At 59.5% G+C, this 4,851-nt stretch carries 2 protein-coding genes and 1 pseudogene; 1 reads left to right on the plus strand and 2 read right to left on the minus strand.

Going from position 1 to position 4,851, the window contains the following annotated elements; translation table 11 throughout:
- Positions 1 to 263 precede the first annotated feature (263 nt).
- Both AB3X96_RS41970 and AB3X96_RS41975 read right to left on the minus strand, forming a co-directional pair.
- Positions 264 to 974, minus strand: coding sequence for a UPF0149 family protein (locus tag AB3X96_RS41970; protein ID WP_368594341.1), 711 nt, complete (start codon positions 972 to 974; stop codon positions 264 to 266).
- Between the two features lie 101 nt (positions 975 to 1,075).
- Positions 1,076 to 4,065 (minus strand): annotated as a pseudogene (locus tag AB3X96_RS41975) (Tn3 family transposase).
- A 503-nt stretch (positions 4,066 to 4,568) separates the two neighbouring features.
- On the opposite strand from AB3X96_RS41975, the gene AB3X96_RS41980 reads away from it, so the two are divergent.
- A complete protein-coding gene (locus tag AB3X96_RS41980; protein ID WP_368594342.1) occupies positions 4,569 to 4,745 on the plus strand; it encodes a hypothetical protein in 177 nt (58 codons plus the stop codon).
- The last annotated feature ends 106 nt before the right edge of the window (positions 4,746 to 4,851 follow it).

Consider the following 4,851-nt stretch of genomic DNA (forward strand, 5'->3'; position numbering starts at 1 on the left):
TCGTCATTCGTCGCTTGGCTTCGTATCGCCAGTTCAGTTTCTGCAAGACTGGATCAAGGCTCAGCAGACCAAGGATGTCGCTGCGTAACTCGGGACCTGTGGAAGGCGAAAAACCGAGGGAAGCTCATTTCTCGCCGACATACGACAGCGGTATGCCGTCACGATCCTGTCGCGACGTGTACGCTGGGCCGTTGGCGTTCAGGGGAAGATCTGCATCATCTGGAATCTGGGGCATTGCGTGTCTCCGTTGCTGTGCTGCCTGATCAGTGAAACGGCGAACTAGCCATGCAGCAATGCTTGTACTTGTGGCCACTACCGCACGGGCACGGCTCGTTGCGCCCGATCTTCGGTTCTTCTCGGCGCATGGGCATACGCGCCGGGATGTGCGCCAGTGCCCGCCGATGCGGCTCGAAGTAACGGTAGATATGGGGCAGTCCGGCGATCATCGTTTCCAGCAGTTCCTCGCGCTTTTCTGCCGGGATCTGTGGTGGCCGCATCTGCGGGTCGGGATTGTGCTCATGATGCAGCATCATGATCGGGATCATCGGTCCACCGTGGTCCTCGTCATGGATCAGCTCACCCCAGCTCGCGGGACCCATCTGTACGCCGCGCATGAAGCCGTGTGCCCAGTCGTTGGCCGGGGCAACACCATCCTCTCGCTCGAGCAACACAGGCAGGTACACATTCGGCTCATGCAGCGTTTGCTGCAATTCCGTGCTGATCGTGTTCCAGTGACGCATGAGCAGCTCGACGATTTCTGTGGCCTGTCCGTCACTTTCAAACGAAAAATCTTCCCCCCAGATCTGCGGCAGATACTCGCTGGGAAACACGATGTCTGGCCCGCAAATCAACGCGACGAAATAGCCGTCGAGCGTTTCGATGTTCATCGCTGCATCGCCGATGGAGTCGAGAAACCCGGCGAGACGGGCGAAATCGTCGTCGGCAAGCGGTTGTTGGGACGTCAGGTTATTCACGGCAGATTTTCTCTTCGCGAGGTCGAGGCGGCTATAGCCGATGATTATACGATGTTGAGCTCGTCGGGTATGGCGGCAGGATCGATCGCCCCTGTGGCAGTTCACGAGGGGCGCCGAATGCGCGGCTCTGTCCCCGGCAGCGGCCGCAGCGCCCTGAACTTGCCGGCCTGAAGCTTGCGATCTTGTTGCCAGACATAGTCGCCCATCAGGTTGATGTGTTCCCAGCCAAGCGGTGACAGATACGGCAGCAGCGTAGCGTCGGCCGGTACACCACGGGCGTGCATGGTCTGTACAGCCCGCTCGAGGTAGACGGTGTTCCACAGCACGATCGCGGCGGTGACCAGATTCAGACCGCTGGCGCGATAACGCTGCGCCTCAAAGCTACGATCGCGGATTTCACCGAGGCGGTAGAAGAACACCGAGCGCGCAAGCGCATTGCGGGCCTCGCCCTTGTTCAAGCCGGCATGAACGCGTCGGCGCAGTTCGACGTTCTGAAGCCAGTCGAGAATAAAGAGCGTGCGCTCGATGCGGCCGATTTCCCGCAGTGCGACAGCGAGTCCGTTCTGTCGCGGATAGCTGCCAAGCTTGCGCAGCATCAGCGAAGCCGTGACGGTGCCCTGCCGGATCGACGTCGCCAGACGGAGAACCTCGTCCCAGTTCCTCCGGATGTGCTTTTCGTTGTACGTGTCGCCGATCATTGAGGCAAGCGCAGGATAATCCTTGGGATTGCCTGGCACATACAGCTTCATATCGCTGAGATCACGGATCCGTGGCGCAAACCGGAAACCAAGCAGATGCATCAGCGCAAAGACGTGATCGGTAAATCCGTTGGTGTCAGTGTAATGTTCCTGGATGCGCAGATCTGACTCGTGATACAGCAGTCCGTCGAGTACATAGGTCGAATCGCGCACACCGACGTTCACGAGGTTCGGATAGAACGGCGCGTACTGGTCGGAGATGTGCGTGTAGAACATGCGTCCGGGCTCGGCGCCGTATTTCGGATTCACGTGTCCCGTGCTCTCGGCCTTGCTGCCCGCACGGAAGCGCTGCCCATCGGATGACGAGGTGCTTCCGTCGCCCCAGTGGGCGGCGAACGGATGGGCGAACTATGCGTTGACGAGTTCAGCCAGCGCCTGTGAGTAGGTTTCGTCCGGATGTGCCACGCCTGCAGCCACGACAGTTTCGCGTAGGTGGTACCGGGGCAGGCCTCCGCCATCTTCGTCAGTCCGAGGTTGATCGCGTCGGCCAGGAGCGTCGTGAGCAGCAGAGTCTTGTCTTTCGCTGTCTCACCGGTCTTCAGGTGCGTAAAGTGGCGGGTGAAATCGGTCCACGCATCAACCTCCATCAGCAACTCGGTGATTTTCACGCGCGGCAGCATGACCGATGTCTGGTCAATGAGTGCCTGGGCCGCCTCGGGTACCGCGGCATCGAGCGGCGTCATTTTCAGGCCCGATTCCGTGATGATCGCATCGGGCAGCCCGTTATCGGCGGCGAGGCGGTTGACGGTTGCCAGTCGCTGCTCTAGCAACTGCCGCCGCTCCTTCAGGTAACGGTCGCAATCAGCGATGATCGGCAGCGGCAAGACATTGCCCTGCATGATCGCTTGGAAATTCTCTGTCGGCAGCAGGTAGTCGTCAAAGTCCCGGAACTGGCGTGAGCCCTGCACCCAGATGTCGCCTGAGCGTAGCGCGTTCCTCAGCGCGGCGAGCGCGCACAGTTCGTAGTAACGGCGATCGATACCGCTGCCGGGCATCACGAGTGGTTTCCAGCGTGGCTTGACGAAGGCGGTGGGCGCGTCAGCAGGCATTTTTCGCACTCCGTCGTTGTCCATGGCGCGGATCGTATCGACGGCGTCAAGCACATCCGTCGCCGCAGGAGCGGCACGTAGTTTCAGGATGTCCAGGAAGGCCGGGACGTACCGGCGCAGTGTCGCATAATGATCCTCGATCTGATGCAGAAAATCGAACGCTTCGGGCTGGGCAAGCTGCTCGGCTTCGCTGACGCTTTTCGTGAACGCCTCCCACGACATGACGGATTCGATCGCCTCGAACGCGTCGCCGCCGTTTTCCTTGGCTTCCAGCAGAGCCCGGCCCAGCTTCCCGTACAGTCTCACCTTGTCGTTGATGGCTTTTCCCGAACGATGAAACTGCTCCTGATGCTTCTTTTTCGCGGCATTGAAGAGCCGTCCGATGATGCGGTCGTGCAGATCAACGATCTCGTCAGTGACCGTCGCCGTAGCTTCGATCACGATGGCCACCAGGGTGGCATGACGGCGTTGCTTTTCGAATCTGGCCAGGTCGGCCGGCGTCATCTGCGCGCCTTCGCGGGCGATCTTGAGCAGACGGTTCCGGTGCACCATCCGGTCGAGGCCCGCGGGCAGGTCAATGGCGTGGAGGATTTTGAGGCGGTCGATATGCTTGAGCATCTGGCGTGAACTCGCCTTCCCCGGCGGCAGCCGCAGCCATGCGAGCCATGTCATGCGGCCGTCATCACGGCGCGTCAATAGCTGGTCGAGTCTTGTCCGGTGCTCATCCGACAGTGATAACGTAAGAACATCGTAGATGCGGCGGGTCGCGCGGGTGACGGCCTCCGCGCAGATCCGCTCAATCACGTTCGCGCCGGGCAGCAGGATTGCCTGTTGGCGCAGGTATCCGACCAGCGCCTGCGCGAGCACCAGGCCTTTGTCGGTCTGCATCGCCAGATCAACAAGGGCCTGCACGGCCGGACGGTAGTCACGCACTGTGAGCAATCGCAACTGCAGCGCGGCCTGCAGTTCGAGCAGATGTTCGCGACGCGTCTGGTCCCGCCTTGCATACTCTTTCCAGAGCATCGGTTCTATGCTGAGCTGCCCGGCAACGTACTCCAGCAGCGCAGGCGGCGGTTCGACGCCTGCGCCTAGGATAATCCCCGGATAGCGCATGCAGCAGAGTTGGACGGCGAAACCCAGACGGTTGGCCGCGCCCCGGTGCTGGCCGATCAGCGAGAGTTCCGCTTCGTTGAATGTGTAGTGGCGGATGATCTCATCATGGCTCTCCGGAAACGAGAAGAGACTGTCGCGCTCGGCAGGCGAGAGAATGGAACGTCGTGGCATGGTTGGCTCGGCAAGGGGCGGGGATGGTGCCGACAGGGTTTGCGGCACTGATTCCACCGGATTGACGGTTCAGGAAAGCGCAGTGTAATTCGTTCTATCGTCATAATCCTTCTTATGGCGATAGCAAGTTGTGGTGAAATTGTTTGGTATCGCGTGGCCAACCCATAGCGCATCACCACTGTCGTTCACTGAACGTCAGCAAAGTCGACATGCTGTCGATGGATGCGCCCAGCGTATGACAGATCCACTCGTAATGCGTTGAAAAACTCCCTTTCCTGCGCAACCGGACCGGCAGCCGAAAAGTCGGCCTCTCAGATCGCACTATGCGCCGCTCGTGAGCATCGGTGAAGGTTGAGAGGACACGCCCGTGACGATCGTCGCGCTTGGTCGGCGGGCAAGTCTCATCCGCTTCCAGCCGATCGTCGGCACTCAAGAACCAGCAGGTCTTCAAAGATGTGCTATCTTGAATCATTGCCCCTGTCACTGCTCTCGGGGAGAAGGATATGAGCTTCAAAACAGCAATAGAACTAACCAAAAAATATTATGGCAACTATCCAGGTCCCACAGAAGAAACCTACGCACTAGCCGAAAAAGTTGCGGATTTTTTCAAAGAAAACGCGATCTCAGCGGCGGGCGTGATTGCCGTTGCGATCGGCTCGGATAATCCAGAGGATTTTTAGCAGGGCGGAAACGGCGCAGTGAGCAGGATAAGGGCTCCGCAAACGAGCCGTTTCTGCCCTGCTAAAAATTCCTTGAGCTAAGCCGCTCCAGTGTCGGTGGCTATGG

The sequence above is a fragment of the Paraburkholderia sp. BR13439 genome, from assembly GCF_040948805.1.
Lineage (GTDB): Bacteria > Pseudomonadota > Gammaproteobacteria > Burkholderiales > Burkholderiaceae > Paraburkholderia > Paraburkholderia youngii.